We start from the raw sequence: 18,944 nt of genomic DNA, 5'->3' as shown, positions 1-18,944 counted from the left end.
GCGCGCTCAGACCCGCCGTTCCCAGACGCCCTCGCAACCGACGCCGACGAACCCCACGGCCTCGTTCACGTCGAGCATGTGGCGGTTCTCCTCCGCGTTGAACGTGATGATCGAGGGGTGCCCCGGATGTTCCTGCTGGACCATCTCGATCCCGACCGCCTTCAGGAGCCAGCCGAGCCGGAGCCCGCGGTGTTCCCGGACCACCAGGGTGTCGCCCTGCATCACCGGCTGGGTGCGGGGACCGGGGACCGCGAGCTGGGTGAACCCGACGAGTGACCCGGTCGACGTGTCCTCGACCACGACGGTGCGCATCGTCCGGGGTCCCTCCTCGAGGTGCTGCTCGTGCGTCCGGAGCCGCTCGAGGGTCCAGGCGTCCTCGGGCTCGGTCATGTCGCCCGACGGGGCGTCGGTGCTCATCCGGGTCAGCAGGAGCACGAGGTCCGACTGCCACCGATCGGGTGTCGGTCCTGTCCAGGTGTGCACGCGGTAGTGGTCACCCGACGCGGCGTCCGCAGCCGCACGGACGTCGGCCACCGCGGCCTCGGCGGCCGGGAGCGCGAGACGGCTGATCCGGTCGACCTGTCCGAGCCGCCAGCCTCGACGGGTCAGGAACCGGACCGCTGCCTCGTCCTCCGGCACGGCCCCGAAGCCCGTGGGCGCCTGTCGGTACCCGGGGCCGGAGGCCGGGCCGACCTGCCGTGAGACTGCGTAGGCCTTCCACTGCGTGCGTCCCTGACCCCGAGCGACGTCCTCCAGGTGCTCGGCCAGGAGCGTGCCCACGCCGCGACCTCGGTGCTCGGGTGCGACGCTGACCGCGATCCAGCAGTTCGGGGCGTCCGCAGTCGCCTTCGAGTCGTACGAACCCACTCCGACCGCGGTCCCCTCGTCGTCGCGGACCAGGAACAGTCGGCTGGGGGCATCCGGGTCGATCAGGTAGGGCAGCTGTTCCTCGGGTGTCCAGAGCAGCTCGGGCAGGTGCGTGGTCGCGACCTCGGCCCGGTTCTGCACGTCGACCCACTCGCGGAACACCGAGACGACCGCCGGGTCGTCGTCCATCGAGGCGGGGACCGTGATCTCGTCGACGGTGTACGTGGTCATCACTGCTCCGAACGCCGCCCGCCCGGGTGGTGGGCAGCCTGGCAGCATACCGGCGGGACGTGCGCTGCCGCTAGGCTTCGTCCGTGCTGCTCTCCGACCGCGACATCACCGCCCAGCTCGCCGAAGGCCGGATCGGCCTCGACCCGTACGACGCCTCGCTCGTGCAGCCGTCGAGCATCGACGTCCGGCTCGACAAGTTCTTCCGGTTGTTCGACAACCACAAGTACCCGCACATCGACCCCGCCGTGGACCAGCCCGACCTGACCCGCCTGGTCGAGACCGACCCGGACGAGGCGTTCGTGCTGCACCCCGGCGAGTTCGTCCTCGGTTCCACGTTCGAGGTCGTCACGCTGCCCGACGACATCGCCGCGCGGCTCGAGGGCAAGAGCTCGCTCGGCCGGCTCGGACTCCTGACCCACTCGACCGCGGGCTTCATCGACCCCGGGTTCTCGGGGCACGTGACGCTCGAGCTGTCGAACGTGGCGACGCTGCCGATCAAGCTGTGGCCGGGGATGAAGATCGGCCAGCTCTGCTTCTTCCAGCTGTCGAGCCCGGCCGAGAAGCCCTACGGCTCGGCCGAGTACCAGTCCCGCTACCAGGGCCAGCGCGGCCCGACCGCGTCCCGCTCGTCGCAGAACTTCCACCGCGCGGACGTCTCCGACCCCCGCTGACCCGCGCTGGTCCGCGCGGGTCCGTACCGTCCCTCGCGCCCCCGTCGATCAGACCGGCGGACGAAATGTCGCATGCTGTGTATCGTTGCAGCATGTCCGCTGAACCTCCTCGGCCTGCGACGCCGCTGTCCGCCGCCGTGCTCATCCGCGACGCCCGCGAGCGGGCCGAACTGACCCAGGTCCAGCTCGCCCGACGTGCCGGCGTCACACAGAGCGTCATCAGCACGTACGAGAACGGTCGGCGCGAACCGTCCCTCGCGGCGCTGCAGCGGATGCTCCGCGCCGCGGGCTTCACGACGAGCATCGACCTGCAGCCCGTCGAGGAACCACCGCCCCTGCGCGAGCGAGTCACCGCCGCGCGGCAGGACCTCATCGCGATCGTCGAACGGTTCGGCGGTCACCGGCCGCGGCTCTTCGGCAGCGTCGCCCGGGGCGAGGACGGCCCGGGCAGCGACGTCGACCTGATGATCGACCTCGACCCGGGGCTCGGCATCTTCGCGCTCATGCGCATCCAGGACGCCGCCGAGCGGCTCCTCGGGGTCCGCGTCGACGTCGTCGACGCGGCGGGCATGGCTCCCGAGGTCGTCCGGACCGCGGTGCCGTTGTGACCCCGCACCCGGCGGTCCGCCGGGCCGTCGGCGACCGCATCGACGACGTCATCCGGGCCTGCGAGGCGATCCGGCGCTACGTGGACGACGAGCGGCTGCCCGAGGACCTGGTGCACGATGCCGTGCGGATGCGACTGGTCGAGATCGGCGAGGCGGTGCGGATGCTCCCCGCCTGGGTCACCGCGAGCGAGCCCGGCATCCCCTGGTCGCGGGTGTCCGACCTGGGGGAACGGCTCACACGCCGGTACTTCGACACCACCCGTGCACTGGTGGTCGGCACCGCGCGGACGGATGTCCCGCACCTCGCCGACGCCGCGAGGCGGCTGCGCGCCGCCCAGCCCTGACAGCAGGTGCAGCGCGAGACGCCGGCGTCTTGCGCCGACGCCGTCATGTGCCGTGAGACGCCGCCGGATTCCGCGGCGTCTTCCCGTGACGCCGGCGTCTCGCGTCCACGGACCACCCACCGGACTGGAGGCACGGATCGCCACCTGCGCCGCGCCTCCCGGCCGCCGTGTGGTCGGCCCCCGGACGGCGCAGGACGGCCCCGTCTCGCCGAGGCGAGACGGGGCCGTCCGTGGTGCTGGGGAGATCAGCCCTTCTTGGCGAGCTCCTCGAGGGTGTCGTTGCCCTTGTAGGCCTCGACGGCGTTGTCCTTGGTGACGAGGACCGGTGCGAGCTCGATCGCGGGGACCGTCTTCACACCGTTGTAGTTGTTCGTCTTGTCCATCTTGGTGTCGGGCTTGTCGCCCTTCGACAGGGTGGAGACGAGGTCGACGGCAGCCTGGGCTTCCTTCGTGGTGTCCTTGAAGATCGTCGAGTACTGCGTGCCCTGCATGATGAGCGGGATCGACGCGGTCTCGGAGTCCTGACCGGTCACGACGGGGTTGTCCTTGCCGGCGGCCTTGGTCGCGGTGAGGATCGCACGGGCGAGGGTGTCGTTCGGCGACAGGACGCCGTCGAGCTCGGTGTCACCCGTGTAGTACTGCGCGAGCAGGTCGGTCATGCGCGACTGGGCCTTCTGCGCGAGCCAGCCCTGCGTGACGACCTTCTGGAACGTGGTCTGACCGGAGACGACCTTGATCGTGCCGTCGTCGATCTTCGGCTGGAGGACGTCCATCGCACCGTTGAAGAACACGGTGGCGTTGGCGTCGTCCGGCGAACCGGCGAAGAGCTCGACGTTGTACGGCTTGTCGCCCTTCTTCTCCTCGAGGCCCTTGAGCAGCGCCTCGGCCTGGAGCTGGCCGACCTTGAAGTTGTTGAACGCCACGTAGTAGTCGACGTTCTTCGTGTTCAGGATGTTGCGGTCCCAGGCGATGACGACGGCGCCGCGGTCCTTGGCGGACTTGACCTGCGCGGTCAGCTGCGAACCGTCGGCGGCACCGATGATGACGGCCTTGGCGCCCTTGGTGATCATGCCGGAGATCTGCGACTGCTGGTCGGGCACCGGGTTGCCGGCGTTGGCGTACTGGATGTCGGCCTTGAAGCCGGCGTCCTCGATCGACTTCTTGAACGCGGCACCAGCGAGGACCCAGTTCTGCGAGGTCTTGGCCGGCAGGGCGACGCCGATGAGGTCGCCCTTCTTGATGGTGCTGCTGCTGCCGGCGTCGTCGGACGAGCCGCGCGACGAGCAGCCGCTGAGGGCGAGGCCCGCGATGAGCGCCAGGCTGAGGCCGGCGACGATCTTCTTGCGCATGTGAGTGCTTTCTCTTCGTTGAGGAGGTGTGGGGCCGAGGCCCCGGTGTGGGGAGTTGGGACTAGGGGAGGGTCGGCTTGTCGGGCTGACCGTCGATCGACCGCGGCTGCTGGGCGGCCACCGTGTTCTCCTCGGTGTCCTTCCGCTGGAACTGCCGCATCATGCCCCCGATGAGGGACGGACGACCCTGCGACTTCGAGTAGACGTCGAAGGCGACGGCGACGAGCAGGACGAGACCGCGGATGATCTGCACCTGGTTGGACTCGAGGCCCATCAGCTGCAGGCCGTTCGACAGCAGCGCCATCACGAGACCACCGATGATCGAGCCGGAGATCGTGCCGACACCACCGGCGACCGCTGCGCCACCGACGAACACGGCGGCGATCGCGTCGAGCTCCCAGCCGGTGCCGTCCGCGGGGCCCGAGGCGCCGGAGTAGGCGACGAACACCATGCCGGCGATCGCGGCGAGGACCGACATGTTCATCATGACGAAGAAGTTGACCTTCTTCGCCGAGACGCCGGACAGGATCGCGGCGTTGGCGTTGCCACCGACGGCGTAGACCTGGCGACCGAAGATCGTGTTCTTCGTGACGAAGCCGTAGACGATGGTCAGGACCCCGAGGATGATCGCGACGATCGGGACCGAGGTGCCGACCGGACCGGCGCCGAACAGGTACGTGGCGACGAGCGTGACGGCGACCAGGATGCCGGTGCGGACGATCGAGACCCACAGCGGCGGGACCTCGGCCTGCATCTTCCGGCGGCGGGCACGGCCACGGGCCTCGATGATGATGAGCGCGAGGATCGTGACGAGCCCGATGAGCAGCGTGCCGTTGCTGTAGCCGAAGTCGGGGCCGAAGTCACCGAGGAAGCCGGCGCCGATCGGGGTGAAGTCGTTCGGCACGGGGACGGACGTCGAGTTGCCGATGATCTGGTTCACGCCACGGAAGATGAGCTGACCGGCCAGCGTCACGATGAAGGCCGGGACCTTCACGAACGCCACCCAGAAGCCCTGCCAGGCGCCGATCGCGGCACCGCAGGCCAGGCCCAGGATGATCGCGGCCCACACCGGGAAGTTCCACACGGACATCGACTGCGCCACGACGATGCCGACGACGGCCGCGACCGAACCCACCGACAGGTCGATGTGCCCCGCGATGATGACCATGACCATGCCGAGCGCCAGGATCAGGATGTAGGAGTACTGCAGGAACAGGTTGATGACGTTGGTCGGCTCGAGGATGAGCCCCTTCGTCGTGACCGCGAAGAACGCGAGCAGCACGATGAGGGCGATGATCATGCCGTACTGGCCGATCGAGTTGCCCTTGCCGAAGAGCAGTTTCAGGTTGTTCATGAGGCGGTGGCGCCCTTCCGCGCGGAGGTCATGCTGCGCATGAGCGATTCGGGATCGGCCTGGTCGGCCGGGAGGTCAGCGGTGATCTGGCCCTCGAAGATGGTGTAGATCCGGTCGGAGAGACCGAGGAGTTCGGGCAGCTCGGACGAGATGAGGATGATGCCCTTCCCCTCGGCCGCGAGCTGCTGGATGATCCCGTAGATCTCGAACTTGGCGCCCACGTCGATACCGCGGGTGGGCTCGTCGAGGATCAGGATGTCCGGGTCGGTGAACATCCACTTGGACAGGACGACCTTCTGCTGGTTGCCACCAGAGAGCTTGCCGACGTTGTCCTCGACGCTCGGCACCTTGGTGCGGAGCATCTTGCGGTACTTCTCGGCGACCGAGTACTCCTCGAGCGAGTCGACGACACCGGCCTTCGAGATCTTCTGCAGGTCGGCGGCGACCGTCGAGCGCTTCACGGTGTCGAGCAGGTTCAGGCCGAGCGCCTTGCGGTCCTCGGAGACGTAGCCGATGCCGTTCTCGATCGCCTGCTGGACGTTCGTGACCTTGATCTCGCGGCCGTCCTTGATGATCTGGCCGTCGAGCCAGGTGCCGTAGGAGCGACCGAACAGGCTCATCGCCAGCTCGGTGCGTCCGGCGCCCATCAGGCCGGCGAAGCCGACGATCTCGCCCTTGCGGACGTGGAAGTTCGACGCCTTGCAGACCAGACGCGACGGGTCGATCGGGTGCTGCACGGTCCAGTTGCGGACCTCGAAGAAGGTCTCGCCGATCTTCGGGGTGCGGTCGGGGAAACGCGACTCGAGCGAGCGGCCGACCATGCCGCGGATGATGCGGTCCTCGTTGACGCCGTCCGCCTTGACGTTGAGCGTCTCGATGGCCTTGCCGTCACGGATGATCGTGATCTCGTCCGCGATCTGCTCGATCTCGTTGAGCTTGTGGCTGATGATGATGCTCGCGATGCCCTTGGCCTTCAGCCCGACGATCAGGTCGAGCAGGTGCTGCGAGTCGTTCTCGTTGAGCGCGGCGGTCGGCTCGTCGAGGATCAGCAGCTTGACGTCCTTGTGCAGGGCCTTCGCGATCTCGACGAGCTGCTGCTTGCCGACACCGATGTTCTTGATCTGCGTGTCCGGGTCGTCGGCCAGGCCGACGCGGGCGAGCAGGTCCTGCGCACGGAGCTGCGCGGCGGTCCAGTTGATGACGCCAGCGCGGCTCGGCTCGTTGCCCAGGAACAGGTTCTCGGTGATCGAGAGCTCCGGGACGAGCGCCAGCTCCTGGTGGATGATGACGATGCCGGCCTGCTCGGACTGCTTGATGTTCGAGAAGCGGACTTCCTCGCCCTCGTAGACGATCTCGCCGCTGTAGGTGCCGTACGGGTAGACGCCCGACAGGACCTTCATCAAGGTCGACTTGCCGGCGCCGTTCTCGCCGCAGATCGCGTGGATCTCGCCGGCGCGGACGCTGAGGGAGACGTCGGCCAGCGCCTTCACACCAGGGAACTCCTTGGTGATCGAGCGCATCTCGAGGATGGTCTCGGGTGCGGTGATCGACCGGGTCTCGAGGCCGGTGTCGATCGGGGTTGACGCCACAGTGCATCTCCTTCTGCCGCTTCGGTGCGGCAGTGTGTTCGGGTGGTTCTGCTGCGGCAGCGAAAGCACAGGGGGCCTGTGTGGACTTCGTTGTCGCGTCCGGATCCGGCGCGGTGTGACGCTCATGTGAACGGTCACATCGGCTGGACGGAGGCAATTTACGCACAGCCTCGGTGCGGCTGTCAATTCGGATTGGTCGCGTTTTCGTAACGGCGTGCGTGATCCGGAGGGAACGTCCCCCGGGCTGGGGCCAGGGGCCTCCGGAGCACGCGTTCGTTGCGTGGATCCGCCTGCGGCGGACGGGCGGCGCGGGGCGGCGCCGCCACGCGCCTCCCGTCCGGTTCGTGGGCGCGTCCGGAGCCGCGCTCGCCGTGTCGGAGCGGGCGTCCCTGGCGCTTCCGGGCATCCCTGGTCGGAAGTTCGTGGCAGGGATGCCCGTTTGCGGCAGGTACTCCGCCGCCGCCGGCCCCGAGCACGTCAGCGCGTGCGGGGTGCGCTCGTCGAAGCGCGCACGACCAGCTGCGGGACGATGTCGATCGGGCGGAGGAGCTCGCCCTCACTCGGCAGCAGCAGGTCCACGCAGCGACGCCCGAGCTCGGCGAAGTCGACCTGCACCGTGGTGAGCGGCGGCCAGAAGTGCTTCGCCTCGGGGATGTCGTCGTAGCCGACCACGGACAGGTCCCCCGGGACGTCGAGCCCGTACGAGCGCGCCGCGTGCATGACGCCGAGCGCCATCTGGTCGTTCGAGCAGAAGATCGCGGTGCAGTCCCGCCACCGCAGCAGCTCGCGGCCGGCGTGGTAGCCGAAGTCGGCGGTCCAGTCGCCCAGGATCGGCGGGGCGACGGCCATGTCGCGGTCGGACATCTCGCGCAGGAACCCCTGCATGCGGGCGTCGGCCTCGATCCAGTCCTGTGGGCCGGCGATGTGCCGGACGTACTCGTGTCCCAGGTCGAGCAGGTGCGCGGTCGCGAGTCGTGCGCCCTCCATCTGGTCCACCCACAGGGCCGTGGGGTCCTCGCCGACGCTGGCACGCATGGTGACGTAGGGGGTGCGGATTCCGAGCTCGGCGATCAGGTCGAAGACCCGCTGCTGGGGCGCGATGACGACGATGCCCTCGACGTCCAGGTCGAGCAGGTGTCCGAGCCCTTCACGCACGGCGGCGTCGGTCGCCTCGGCGATGTTCGCCGTCGTGACGGAGTAGCCGCGCAGCATCGCGGCGTCCTCGATCGCCTGCAGTGCGACCGCGGGACCGTAGTGGGCGCGACGGGCCGTCAGGACGCCGATCGTGTGCGTCCGGCTCGTCACCAGGGCGCGCGCGGCCCGGTTCGGCCGGTACTGCAGCTGCTCCATGGCCGCCAGGACCTTGTCCCGCGTCTCGGCCCGGATCGCGTCCGAGTTGTTCAGCACCCGCGAGACGGTCTGGTGCGAGACGCCCGCGATCCGTGCGACGTCACGGATGCTGGGCGAACGCGGTTGCTGTGTCCGCGATGACGCCATTGCTGCTCGTTTCCGCCCGGGTGTCGTGGCACATCGATGTGCACGTTCACATCCGGGCCAGATCATTATGCACGTCCAGCGGATCGGCGCCACCTGTGCGCCGATCCGCCGTCCGCTCAGAGCCAGTTGCGCTTGCGGAAGATCGCCCAGAGCACGCCCATCAGCAGGAGCATGCCGAGGATCGCGACCGGGTAGCCGTAGTGCCAGTGCAGCTCGGGCATGTGGTCGAAGTTCATCCCGTAGACACCGGCGATCAGGCCGGGCGCGAACAGGATCGCCGCCCACGACGAGATCTTCTTGACCTCCTCGCCCTGGCGGTGTGCTGCCCGGGCGAGTTGCCGGCTCTCCTCGCCCTGCGCCAGGCTCGCGCTGGTCATCCGCCGCATCGCCTCGTTCTGCTCCTGCGACACCAGGGTGGCGTGCAGGGTCAGGGCGTTCTCGAGCAGGGCGCGGAACGAGTCGACCCGCTCGGTGACGCGGAGCGCGTGGTCGTGCACGTTGCGGAGCCGGTGCTGCACGTCGTCGTCCACGCCGTACTTGTCGGCACCGCGGAGCAGCCCGGTCACCATCGCGGGCACCGGGGTGGTCGCGCGCTGGAACGCCAGGACCTCGCTGAGCAGCTGGTAGATGCGCTTCGAGACCCCGGGGTCGACCTGCCCGGCGAACAGCTGGTCCTCGATGGCGTCGATCTGCTCCTGCAGCACCTGGACGACGGGGCCGTACCCGTCGACGACCTCGTCGAGCACGGCCGCGGTGACCGCCTCGGACCCCTTCGCCAGGAACTCCGGGTCCGCCTCGACCTGTGCCCGCAGTGCCGCCAGGTCGGGGCGCGCGGCGTGCCGGACGCTGACGACGAAGTGGTCGCCGACGAACAGGTGGACCTCGCCGAACTCCACGGTGCCCTCGGACGGGTCGAACCAGGCCGGCCGGAGCACCAGGAACAGGGTGTCGCCGTACCGCTCGAGCTTGGCGCGCTGGTGCCCCTTGCGGGCGTCCTCGACGGCGTTCTCGTGCAGGTCGAACTCGGTGGCGACGGCCTCGAGCTCGTGCGGGTCGGGCCGGAGCAGCCCGATCCAGGTCAGGTCACCACGAGCCGGGCGCGACAGGGTCGACGGAGACTCCACGCGGCGTCCCCGGACGTAGATCGCGTTGTCGATCAGTGCCATGTGCGTGCTCCTTCGGTGGGGAGCAGGCGGGCGCGATGGCACCCCGGAGGCGATCCGGGGCGGGGCAGGGTCAGCGAACGGGCGCGACGACCGACACGGGCGGCCGGCCCGATCGAGGATGGTCACCCGACATCGCGCCTCACCTGCCCTTCTCGTCTCGTCGTGGCGGCGCCCAGAGCGCTGCCGACCGTCGAGCGTACGCCTGCGGCGTGGGTCGGACAACTTCGATCTCGGCTTTCCACATCGGTCATGAGAACCCTTGCTGCACCCCGACCCGGACGCTAGTGTCCTGATATCCAGAACACTGGATGCCAACACGAAGGAGTGTCATGGTCAAGAAGCAGTCGCCCACCATCGGGATCATCCTGGCGTCGATCGGGTGCGTCGCCTTGTCGTTCGCCCCGGGGTTCCGCGATGTCGCCGTCGTGTGGTGGCTCCTGGGCGCCGCCGGCATCGGCACAGCGTCGATCCGTGAGATGCGACCGAGGCGTCCCCGTCAGAAGAGCACGCTGGCACTCTCGGGGGTGGCGTTCGTCGCCGCGGCCGCTGCAGCGATCGCGCTCGTCGGCGTCGTGGCGCCGGCACGAGCCGACGCGTCGAGTGCCGTGACGGTCACGGACCCCTCCGGCACAGGACGGCTCGTCCAGCTCGCTTCGCAGCTCCGAGTCGAAGGGCGCAACCGGAGTTCGAATGCGGTCTCGGCGGCTCGGGAAGCGGGGTACTCCGCACGCTCAGGACTGCGACCTGACTGGGCTGGTGCCACTGCCTACACCTACGAGGGCGCCGACGTCGTCTCGGTCCCGCTCCTCGGGACCGACGTCCCGGAGATGACGAAGCTCTCGTTCGTGACCGTGGACGGTGAGACGACCATCACCGAGATGGCCTCCGCGATGACGTCCGCAACCGTGGTGCACTTCGCGATGTGGCAGGACGGTCAGCTGACCAAGAACGTGGACCTCACACAGGGAACCGAAGCGGAGCAGGCATCGTCCGTCGGGACGTACGGCCTCGACTGGAAGCGACTGAACAACTGCCTCAACAGCATCGGGATCAGCTGGGCGGTGATCGCAGTCCTCGGCGTCGCGTGCGGCGCAGCCTGCGCGACCATGGTGCTCTGCGCTCCGTGTCTCGCCGCGGCGGCTGGCTTCACGACGGGCACGATCGCGAAGTGCGTGTCGAACGCCTGGTCCTGAGCGGCCCGGTAGGGGCCTGGCAGGCGTCGCTGTCCACCCTGCCAGGCCGCAACGGCCGACTCCGCGCAGCGCCGGCGCGCATTCGCTCAGGCGCAGGTGCACACGCAGACGCAGACGCAGCAGCGTCAGCGCGTGACGTGCAACCCAGCGGTCTCGAGCTCGGCCAGCTGCCACCCGAGCCACGGGCTCCAGGCGAACGGCGCACCGGCGACGGCCTGCCTGAGAGAATCCTCGGACAGCCAGGCCCACTCGGCGACCTCGTCGTCCGCGGGCGCCGGGGTGTCGTCGGTCACGGCACGGAAGACGGGGCAGACCTCGTTCTCCACGATGCCCGACGCGTCGACCGCGCGGTACCGGAACTCCGGCAGCACGACCTCGACGTCACGGATGGTGATGCCGAGTTCGCGAGCGGCGCGACGGGCGATCGCGTCCTCGAAGGACTCGTCCGGACCGGGGTGACCGCAGAAGGTGTTCGTCCACACCCCCGGCCAGGTCTTCTTCGACAGCGCTCGTCGGGTCACCAGGACGTCGCCGTCGGTGTTCCGGACGTGGCACGAGAAGGCCAGGTGCAGGGGCGTGTGGGCAGTGTGGACCGTGAACTTGTCCGCCGTGCCGATCGGGGTACGGTCGTCGGACAGGAGCACCACGGATTCAGGGAAAGCGTTCATCTGAGTCGATAGGTTAGGCCAATGAGCGAGGAAGCGACCACCGTGCCGCACATCGACCTCGCGCTCGTCGACGACTGCCTCGAGCGCTTCTTCGCCGTGTCGTCGGCGCGCGCCGAGCGCTACGGCCGACCGTCGGAAGAGCTGTGGCGCGTGCTCCGCAAGGCGAGCATGGGCGGCAAGCGCTTCCGGCCGCGCATGGTCATGACCGCGTACGCCGGCATGGGCGGCACCGACGCGCACGCCGCCGCCAACGTCGCGGCGGCCTACGAACTCCTGCACACCGCGCTGGTGGTGCACGACGACGTCATCGACCGTGACTGGTCGCGCCGCGGGCAGCCGAACGTCGCCGGGTCGTTCCGTGACAACGGGACGACGGGTGGACTGCCGTTGCCGACCGCCGAGCACCGGGGGATGAGTGCCGCTGTGATCGCCGGTGACCTGGCGCTCGCCGGGGCACCTCGGTTCATCGAGGCCGCGGGCGTCGACGGCACCCGGCGTGAGCGGTTGCTCGAGCTGTTCGACGAGGCCGTGTTCGCCAGCGCCGCCGGCGAGATGACCGACGTCGACCTGGCACTCGGGGTGATGCCGACGGTGGACGAGGTCCTGGCGATGGAGCGGGCGAAGACGAGCGTGTACTCGTTCGAGGCGCCGCTGCAGTCCGGTGCGGTGCTGGCCGGCGCCGACGAGGAGATCGTCACCGCCCTCGGTGCCTTCGGCCGCGAGATCGGCATCGCCTACCAGATCGTCGACGACCTGCTCGGGGTGTTCGGCGACGAGACCATGACCGGCAAGACCGTGCTCGGCGACCTGCGCGAGGGCAAGCGCACCATGCTCATCGCGTACGCGGCGACCACCGACTGCTGGCCCGACCTCGAGCCGTACCTGGGTGACCCGGACCTGACCGAGGCCCGCGCGGACGAGGTCCGTGCGACCCTGGTGTCCTGCGGTGCGCGCGGCGCCGCGGAAGCACGTGTCGCTGACCACACCGCACTCGCCCGGGCCGAACTCGCCCGGCTGCCGTACGAACTCGCCGACCGCCTGGAGGCCCTCGTGACCGAACTCGTGGAGCGCGCCCGGTGACCCACAGCACCACCACGGCGACCGGATCCCGTCCGGCTCGCCTCCAGCTCTACGACGCGACGGCCGAGGCCGCGTCGGGTGTCGTCATCGACCGGTACTCCACGTCCTTCGGCCTGGCGAGCCGCATGCTCGCCCGCGACACGCGCGAGCACATCCGCAACGTCTACGCGCTGGTCCGCGTCGCGGACGAGGTCGTCGACGGCCCCGCGACCGAGGCCGGGCTCGACCGCGAGCTCGCCCGGACCGTGCTCGACGAGCTCGAGGCCGACACCGAACGGGCCATCGCGCTCGGCTTCTCGGTGAACCCGGTGGTCCACGCCTTCGCCCGCACCGCCCACACCACCGGCTTCGGCGCCGAGCTCACCGCCCCGTTCTTCGCCTCGATGCGCATGGACCTCGAGCGCACCGAGCACGACGACGCCTCGTTCGACGCGTACGTGTACGGCTCGGCCGAGGTCGTGGGCCTGATGTGCCTGCGTGCGTTCGTGTACCGCGCGGGCAAGCCGACGTTCGACCAGGCCGAGCTCGTCGCCGGGGCGCGTGCGCTCGGTGCGGCGTTCCAGAAGGTGAACTTCCTGCGTGACCTGCACGCCGACTTCGAGGTGCTCGGTCGCTCGTACTTCCCGGGCGTCGACATCCGTTCCTTCGACGAGGCCACGAAGCACCGCCTGGTCGCCGACGTGCAGGCCGACCTCGACCACGCCGCGCGGACGATCCGCCTGCTGCCGGCCGATGCCCGCAACGCCGTCGGGCTCGCACACGCGCTCTTCCAGGAACTCAACGACCGACTCGCGCGCACCCCGGCGAGCCGTCTCGTCACGACGCGCGTGCGCGTCCCCAACCCGGTGAAGGTCCGCCTCGCGGCACAGGTCCTCGCCGGACGCGGACCGCTCCGGTCGCGCGCAACCACCCACCGGCCGGGAGGCTCGTCATGACCCCGCCCCGCGCCTCCCGACCGAAGACGGTCGCCCCCACCACCCGGCGCAAGGTGCCGGCACGTCGTGCCGTCGTCATCGGCGGCGGCATCAGCGGCCTGGCGGCCGCTGCGCTGCTCGCCCGCGACGGCTTCTCGGTGACGGTGCTCGAGCAGCGCACGCAGCTCGGCGGCCGTGCCGGTTCGTGGGAGCAGGACGGGTTCCGGTTCGACACCGGGCCGTCGTGGTACCTCATGCCCGAGGTGTTCGACCACTTCTTCCAGCTGCTCGGCACGTCAGCCGAGGCCGAGCTCGACCTGGTGAAGCTCGACCCCGGCTACCGCGTCTACAGCGAGGGCCACGACGAGCCGATCGACCTGCGCGCCGACGCCGAGGCCAACATCGAGCTGTTCGAGTCCATCGAGCCCGGTGCCGGCGAGCGGATGCGGAAGTACCTGGCGTCGGCCGAGGACACCTACCGGATGGCCGTCCGCAGGTTCCTGTACACGACGTTCCAGGACCTCACGAAGCTCGCGGCACCCGACGTGCTCCGGCGCCTGCCGAAGCTCGCGCGCCTGCTGCTCGAGCCGCTCTCGACCTTCGCCGAGACCGCCGTGCGCGATCGCCGCCTGTGGCAGATCCTCGGCTACCCGGCGGTGTTCCTCGGCACGAGCCCGTACGCGGCGCCGAGCATGTACCACCTGATGAGCCACCTGGACCTGTCCGACGGCGTGCTCTACCCGAAGGGCGGCATCACCGAGGTGATCTCCGCCGTCGAGCGGGTCGCCCGTGCCGAGGGCGCGAAGATCATCGCCGGCGCGAAGGTCGAACGGATCGTCGTCGAGGACGGCGTCGCCACCGGTGTCGTCCACCGCGACCGCGACGGCGTGCAGCACACGGCCCCCGCGGACCTCGTGGTCAGCGCGGCCGACCTGCAGCACACCGAGATGCAGCTGCTCGAGCGGGAGCACCGCACCCACGGTGCCGACCACTGGAAGAAGCGCGACCCGGGGCCGAGCGCGGTGCTCGTGTACCTGGGCATCGACGGTCCGACGCCGGGGCTGCTGCACCACACCCTGATGTTCACCGCGGACTGGAAGGCCAACTTCGGCGCGATCTTCGGGGACGACCGGCACGTGCCGGACCCCGCGTCGATCTACGTCTGCGCCCCGTCCGAGACCGACCCGAGCGTCTCCCCGCCCGGCACCAGCAACCTGTTCATCCTGGTGCCCCTGCCCGCCGACCTGTCGATCGGCAAGGGTGGCATCGACGGCGCCGGCGACTACCAGGTCGAGCAGATCGCCGACCGTGCGATCGACGTGCTGGCCGAGCGTGCCGGGGTGCCGGACCTGCGCGACCGCATCCGGGTCCGTCGCACCATCGGGCCCCGCGACTTCGCCGACGACCTGAACGCCTGGAGCGGCTCGATGCTCGGTCCGGCGCACACGCTGAAGCAGAGCGCGTTCTTCCGCGAGAAGAACGCGTCGAAGAAGGTCGAGGGGCTGTACTACGTCGGCGCCTCGACGATCCCGGGCATCGGTCTGCCGATGTGCCTGATCAGCGCCGAGGTCCTGCTCAAGCGCATCCACGGCGACCGGAGCACCGAGCCGCTGCCGACACCCCTCGGGGCCCCGAGGGACCGGACCGAGACCGCCTGATGCCAGGGCTGTACCTCGCCGGCCTGGTGGTGTCCCTGGTCGGCATGACCGTGCTGGACGCCCGCTTCCGGTTGTTCTTCTGGCGGGCGCCGTGGCGGGCGGCGGCCGTGACGGTCGTCGGGGTCGCGTTCTTCATGGTGTGGGACATCGCCGGTGTCGCGGCCGGCATCTTCTTCATCGGGCCGCAGAACCTGCTCACCGGGGTGCTCCTGGCGCCCGAGGTCCCGCTCGAGGAGCTCTTCTTCCTGCTGCTGCTCTGCTACTCGACGATGGACCTGGTCGGGTTCGTCCGGCCGCTCGTCCAGCGGGCGACCGACCGGCGGCAGGCGTGAACGGCGCCGGGGCGTACGCGCTCCTGGCCCTGCCGTTCTTCGGCGTCACGGCCGCCGTCGGCGTCATCGCCGGGGTCGTCGCCGCGCGCCGTGCACGCGCCGCGGGTCGGCTGCCCGCGGTGGGTCGCCGGGTCGCGGTGCTCACGTCCGTGATCGCGGGCATCGCGCTGCTGGTGATGACGATGGTGTTCGACAACGTCATCGTCACGCTGCGCATCGTCGCCTACGACCCCTCGCTCATCAGCGGTGCGAAGATCGGTGCGATCCCGGTCGAAGACCTCGCCTACGCGATGTCCGCCATCGTGCTGCTGCCCAGCCTGTGGGTCCTGTTCGACCGGACCGGCGCGCGCCCCGCGCCCCACCCGACCCCAGCACCAGCACCAGCGGAGCCAGCACCAGCAGAGGACACGAAGTGAACGCCAGCACCGCCTCCAGGCCGTCGACCCTGCGCGCCCTGTTCGTGTCGTCGCGGCCGATCAGCTGGGTGAACACCGCGTACCCGTTCGGCGCGGCGTACCTGCTCGGCAGCGGGGTCGGCGTCGAGGGCGGCGGCGGGTTCTCGCTGATCGCGTTCCTGGTCGGTGTCGTGTACTTCCTGGTGCCCTACAACCTGGCGATGTACGGCATCAACGACGTCTTCGACTACGAGTCCGACCTGCGCAACCCGCGGAAGGGCGGCGTCGAGGGCGCCCTGCTCGACAGGAGCGTGCACCGTGCCACGCTGTGGGCCGTCGTCGTCACGAACGTCCCCTTCCTCGTCGCGCTCGTGGTGCTCGGCGCGGTCAGCGGCAACTGTCCGTGGTCGTGGCTCGTCCTGGCGATCAGCGTCTTCGCGGTCATCGCGTACTCGGCGCCGGGGCTGCGGTTCAAGGAGAAGCCGTTCCTCGACTCGCTCACGTCGAGCACGCACTTCGTCTCGCCGGCGATCTTCGGTCTCGCCCTCGCGGGGCCGCACTGGACCGGCGAGCTCGTCGCCGTGTGCATCGCGTTCTTCCTGTGGGGCGTGGCCTCGCACGCGTTCGGTGCCGTGCAGGACGTCCTGGCCGACCGGGCCGGCGGCATCGGCTCGGTCGCCACCGTCATCGGTGCGCGGGCGACCGTGCGGCTGGCCTTCGTCGCGTACCTGGTCGCCGGCGTCGCCCTGCTGTTCTCGGCGTTCCCCGGGCCGATCGCCGCGATCGTGGTCCTCCCGTACGCGCTCAACGTGCTGCCGTGGTGGAACATCACCGACCAGGGCGCCGAGGCCGCGAACGCCGGCTGGAAGCGGTTCCTCTGGATCAACTACCTGGCGGGCTTCATCGTCACGATGGCACTCATCGCGTACGCCTACACGCACTGACAGACTGGACGCACGCACCGCGGCGACCGTGGTGCGACACCAGCCACGACGGCAGCCACGAAGGAGTGCACGCATGAGCGTCCGGATCATCCACGTCGGTCTCGGAGGGTGGGGCGGCAACTGGGCCCGCACCGCCATCCCAGAGGTGTCGGAAGTGCAGGTGGTCGGGATCGTCGACCCGTCGGCGCCGACGCTCGAGGCCGTGCGGACCGACCTCGGGCTCCCGGCCTCCGCCGCGTTCGCGTCCCTGACCGAGGCGCTCGCCACGGTCGAGGCCGATGCCGTCGTCATCACCGCCCCGGCCGTGACGCACGTGCCGCTCGCGCTCGAGGCGCTCGAGGCCGGCAAGCACGTCCTGGTCGAGAAGCCGTTCGCGAACACCACCGACGAGGCCGTCACCGCGGTCCGCCGCGCCGAGGAGCTCGGCCTGGTGCTGCAGGTCAGCCAGAACTACCGCTGGTACCCGGCACCGCGGGTCGTGCAGGAGATGCTCGAGGCCGACGTCGTCGGTGAGGTCTCCGCGATCAACGTCGACTTCCGGCAGTGGGACAACGACCAGCCCGCCGAGACGTACCCGCACTACCGGTTCCCGCACGCGATGATCAACGACATGGCGATCCACCACTTCGACCTGCTCAGGATGATCACCGGGCAAGAGGCCGTTCGCGTCTTCGCCAAGGCCAGCTACCCCGCCTACAGCAAGTACCAGGACGAAGCGGTCGCCTCGATGATCATCGAGCTCGACGGCGGCACGGTCGTCAACTACCGCGGCAGCTGGCTGAGCCGCGGCCCGCGCACCGCGTGGGCCGGCGAGTGGAGCATCGAGGGTGAGGACGGCGAAGTCTGGTTCACGAGCCGCGACGGCGAGCCGAACGCCGTTGCCGGCGACCGGGTGACCGTCCGCCGCACCCAGGACGACGAGGCCGAAGTGGTCGAGCTCCCCGTGCTCGCACACACCGACCGCCAGGGCGGCCTGCAGGCGTTCGCCCGCTCGGTGCAGGGCGGTCCCGCCCCGGAGACGAGTGGGCGCGACAACCTGCGGAGCCTCGCGCTGATGGAGGCCGCCGGCCGCTCCGCGGCGTCCGGCCTGCCCGAGGACGTCGTCGTCCCGTCCTGACCGCACCCACCGACGGCCTGGAGGCACGGGGCGGGCCCGCACCGCGCCTCCAGGCCGTCGTCGGTCGCTCCACCGCGTCGGGGACCTTTCGCGCTCACCGACAGTCCACGCGTCGGAGCGCCCGTGACGTGTCGCTGCGCGCGTGGACTCGCGAGCTGGTCTCGCGTCAGGCGGCGCCCGCCGCCCGCCGCGCCTGCGCGACGGCCCGCCGCACGCCGAGCGACCAGGCTGGCCCGTGGCCCGGCAGCACGTGCTTCGCCTCGGTGTCCGCCAGCAGCTCGAGCGACGCGACCGCCGTGTCGACGTCCGACGTCGCCGCAGGTGCGACGATCCGCGGTCCGATCCCGCCGGTGTACGGGTCGAAGGTGACGAGCGCGTCCCCGGCGATCACGGCGTCGCGGTCGGCGAAGTGCAGGGCCACGTGCCCGTCGGTGTGGCCGGGTGTCTCGATGATCCACGGGGTGCCGGGCACGTCGGCGCGGTTCTCCAGCGGCTCGGTGTCGGCGATGCCGTCGACCGTGGCCGCACCGGCGAGCAGCATCCGACCCAGGGGACGCAGGCCGCCCGGGTGCAGCGCCACGAACCCGAAGCGGTTCGCCTGGGGCCGGTACGAGTACGGGTGCGCGGCGAGGTGCCGGTCGCCCGGGTGCACGAAGACGGGCGTGCCCCAGTCGCGGTGCATCCGCGCAGCGGTTCCGACGTGGTCGAAGTGCCCGTGCGTGAGCAGCAGGCCCTCGACCCGATCGGGCGTGTAGCCCAGGTCGTGCACGGCGAGCTGCAGGTGCGGCCACGCGGCGGGCAACCCCGCGTCGATGACGAGCAACCGGTCGCCGGTCTCGACGAGGTACGTGTTGGTGTGTGCGATCTCGAGGCGGTGGATCCCCTCGGCGGTGTCCCGGAAGAGCATGTGCGGCACGGTAGGCGCGGGCTGCTGGGCAGCATCCCGGGTGGGACGTGTACGAAATGG

Annotated in this window: 19 protein-coding genes; 11 read left to right on the top strand and 8 right to left on the bottom strand. The window is 70.0% G+C overall.

Features of this window, described 5'->3' with window-relative positions; all coding sequences use genetic code 11:
- Positions 1-6: 6 nt before the first annotated feature.
- The gene (locus tag ITJ50_RS09880) at positions 7-1,098 is read right to left on the bottom strand and encodes a GNAT family N-acetyltransferase (RefSeq protein ID WP_071251834.1); all 1,092 of its coding nucleotides are present in this window, start codon (positions 1,096-1,098) and stop codon (positions 7-9) included.
- A gap of 83 nt (positions 1,099-1,181) precedes the next feature.
- Between ITJ50_RS09880 and dcd the strand changes: the two genes are divergently transcribed.
- The 3 genes from dcd to ITJ50_RS09865 all read left to right on the top strand — a co-directional run bounded on the left by dcd (position 1,182) and on the right by ITJ50_RS09865 (position 2,721).
- Positions 1,182-1,769 carry a dCTP deaminase gene (gene dcd, locus ITJ50_RS09875; RefSeq protein WP_056069652.1) on the top strand — a complete coding sequence of 196 codons (588 nt, stop codon included), beginning with the start codon at positions 1,182-1,184 and terminating at the stop codon, positions 1,767-1,769.
- Positions 1,770-1,861: 92 nt separating this feature from the next.
- A complete protein-coding gene (locus ITJ50_RS09870; RefSeq protein ID WP_071251833.1) occupies positions 1,862-2,377 on the top strand; it encodes a helix-turn-helix domain-containing protein in 516 nt (171 codons plus the stop codon).
- Positions 2,374-2,721, top strand: coding sequence for a DUF86 domain-containing protein (locus ITJ50_RS09865; protein ID WP_071251832.1), 348 nt, complete (start codon positions 2,374-2,376; stop codon positions 2,719-2,721). The genes ITJ50_RS09870 and ITJ50_RS09865 overlap by 4 nt, the downstream gene beginning before the upstream one ends.
- Before the next feature lie 245 nt (positions 2,722-2,966).
- Here ITJ50_RS09865 and ITJ50_RS09860 read toward each other — a convergent pair whose 3' ends face one another.
- The 5 genes from ITJ50_RS09860 to ITJ50_RS09840 form a co-directional block, all read right to left on the bottom strand.
- Positions 2,967-4,070, bottom strand: coding sequence for a sugar-binding protein (locus ITJ50_RS09860; RefSeq protein ID WP_017886428.1), 1,104 nt, complete (start codon positions 4,068-4,070; stop codon positions 2,967-2,969).
- A 61-nt stretch (positions 4,071-4,131) separates the two neighbouring features.
- Positions 4,132-5,424 (bottom strand): multiple monosaccharide ABC transporter permease, encoded by a 1,293-nt coding sequence (gene mmsB, locus ITJ50_RS09855; protein ID WP_017886427.1) that lies wholly within the window; start codon positions 5,422-5,424, stop codon positions 4,132-4,134.
- On the bottom strand, positions 5,421-6,944 hold the full coding sequence (mmsA, locus tag ITJ50_RS09850) for a multiple monosaccharide ABC transporter ATP-binding protein (RefSeq protein WP_042538695.1): 1,524 nt from the start codon (positions 6,942-6,944) through the stop codon (positions 5,421-5,423). Before mmsA ends, mmsB begins: the two co-directional genes overlap by 4 nt.
- A gap of 546 nt (positions 6,945-7,490) precedes the next feature.
- On the bottom strand, positions 7,491-8,510 hold the full coding sequence (locus tag ITJ50_RS09845; protein WP_017886425.1) for a LacI family DNA-binding transcriptional regulator: 1,020 nt from the start codon (positions 8,508-8,510) through the stop codon (positions 7,491-7,493).
- A 116-nt stretch (positions 8,511-8,626) separates the two neighbouring features.
- On the bottom strand, positions 8,627-9,676 hold the full coding sequence (locus ITJ50_RS09840; protein ID WP_056069638.1) for a magnesium and cobalt transport protein CorA: 1,050 nt from the start codon (positions 9,674-9,676) through the stop codon (positions 8,627-8,629).
- Between the two features lie 329 nt (positions 9,677-10,005).
- Between ITJ50_RS09840 and ITJ50_RS09835 the strand changes: the two genes are divergently transcribed.
- Entirely contained in the window at positions 10,006-10,869 is an 864-nt protein-coding gene (locus ITJ50_RS09835) for a hypothetical protein (RefSeq protein ID WP_194590401.1), read from the top strand.
- 125 nt (positions 10,870-10,994) lie between these two features.
- Here the strand turns inward: ITJ50_RS09835 and idi are convergent, their stop codons facing one another.
- Positions 10,995-11,537 (bottom strand): isopentenyl-diphosphate Delta-isomerase, encoded by a 543-nt coding sequence (gene idi / locus ITJ50_RS09830; protein WP_056069633.1) that lies wholly within the window; start codon positions 11,535-11,537, stop codon positions 10,995-10,997.
- A gap of 21 nt (positions 11,538-11,558) precedes the next feature.
- Here idi and ITJ50_RS09825 point away from each other — a divergent pair, with 21 nt between their 5' ends.
- The 7 genes from ITJ50_RS09825 (at position 11,559) to ITJ50_RS09795 (ending at position 17,977) form a co-directional block, all read left to right on the top strand.
- Positions 11,559-12,617, top strand: coding sequence for a polyprenyl synthetase family protein (locus ITJ50_RS09825; protein ID WP_017886421.1), 1,059 nt, complete (start codon positions 11,559-11,561; stop codon positions 12,615-12,617).
- On the top strand, positions 12,614-13,552 hold the full coding sequence (locus tag ITJ50_RS09820) for a phytoene/squalene synthase family protein (RefSeq protein ID WP_194590400.1): 939 nt from the start codon (positions 12,614-12,616) through the stop codon (positions 13,550-13,552). The genes ITJ50_RS09825 and ITJ50_RS09820 overlap by 4 nt, the downstream gene beginning before the upstream one ends.
- Complete coding sequence (crtI, locus tag ITJ50_RS09815; protein WP_082509494.1) at positions 13,549-15,189, top strand: phytoene desaturase family protein; 1,641 nt, start codon at positions 13,549-13,551, stop codon at positions 15,187-15,189. Before ITJ50_RS09820 ends, crtI begins: the two co-directional genes overlap by 4 nt.
- Positions 15,189-15,521 (top strand): lycopene cyclase domain-containing protein, encoded by a 333-nt coding sequence (locus tag ITJ50_RS09810; protein WP_017886418.1) that lies wholly within the window; start codon positions 15,189-15,191, stop codon positions 15,519-15,521. Before crtI ends, ITJ50_RS09810 begins: the two co-directional genes overlap by 1 nt.
- Entirely contained in the window at positions 15,518-15,937 is a 420-nt protein-coding gene (locus tag ITJ50_RS09805) for a lycopene cyclase domain-containing protein (protein ID WP_017886417.1), read from the top strand. The genes ITJ50_RS09810 and ITJ50_RS09805 overlap by 4 nt, the downstream gene beginning before the upstream one ends.
- Positions 15,934-16,860 carry a prenyltransferase gene (locus ITJ50_RS09800; RefSeq protein ID WP_194590399.1) on the top strand — a complete coding sequence of 309 codons (927 nt, stop codon included), beginning with the start codon at positions 15,934-15,936 and terminating at the stop codon, positions 16,858-16,860. Before ITJ50_RS09805 ends, ITJ50_RS09800 begins: the two co-directional genes overlap by 4 nt.
- A gap of 73 nt (positions 16,861-16,933) precedes the next feature.
- A complete protein-coding gene (locus ITJ50_RS09795) occupies positions 16,934-17,977 on the top strand; it encodes a Gfo/Idh/MocA family protein (protein WP_017886415.1) in 1,044 nt (347 codons plus the stop codon).
- 166 nt (positions 17,978-18,143) lie between these two features.
- Here the strand turns inward: ITJ50_RS09795 and ITJ50_RS09790 are convergent, their stop codons facing one another.
- On the bottom strand, positions 18,144-18,884 hold the full coding sequence (locus ITJ50_RS09790; protein WP_042538661.1) for an MBL fold metallo-hydrolase: 741 nt from the start codon (positions 18,882-18,884) through the stop codon (positions 18,144-18,146).
- Positions 18,885-18,944: the final 60 nt, after the last annotated feature.

Origin of the sequence: Curtobacterium sp. VKM Ac-2889 (assembly GCF_015350855.1) — a bacterium.
GTDB lineage: Bacteria > Actinomycetota > Actinomycetes > Actinomycetales > Microbacteriaceae > Curtobacterium > Curtobacterium poinsettiae.
The sequence above is the reverse complement of the archived record's forward strand: the minus strand, read 5'-3'. Positions and strand labels throughout refer to the sequence as shown.